The 425-nt window shown below is 47.5% G+C and carries 1 protein-coding gene; it reads right to left on the minus strand.

The genetic code is table 11. The annotated features are described in order from the left end of the window. The coding region (locus tag I6F37_RS46665; protein WP_276573824.1) for a DNA gyrase subunit A at positions 1–425 on the minus strand (425 nt) is incomplete at both ends.

Raw genomic sequence — 425 nt, forward strand, 5'->3', positions numbered from 1 at the left:
ACCGTAAATAACACCTGCCGTTGGAAAATCAGGGCCCTTAACAAACTTGATCAATTCCTCAATGGTAATATCCCGGTTGTCAATAAACGCAATACAACCATCAATTACTTCGCCCAGGTTGTGCGGCAACATGTTGGTAGCCATACCAACTGCAATACCAGACGAACCATTTACTAAAAGTTGCGGAATCCGTGTCGGCAGCACACTTGGCTCCTTCAGGCTGTCATCAAAATTTAATTGGAAATCGACTGTTTCTTTATCTAAATCTTCCAGCATTGCCTCGGCCACCCGGCGAAGCCTTGCTTCCGTATAACGCATGGCAGCCGGCGGGTCACCATCCTGGTTGCCGAAGTTTCCCTGGCCATCAATCAGCATATAGCGCATACTCCACTCCTGTGCCATACGCACCATGGTATCATAAATAG

Source organism: Bradyrhizobium sp. NBAIM08 (assembly GCF_020193935.1).
GTDB lineage: Bacteria > Pseudomonadota > Alphaproteobacteria > Rhizobiales > Xanthobacteraceae > Bradyrhizobium > Bradyrhizobium yuanmingense.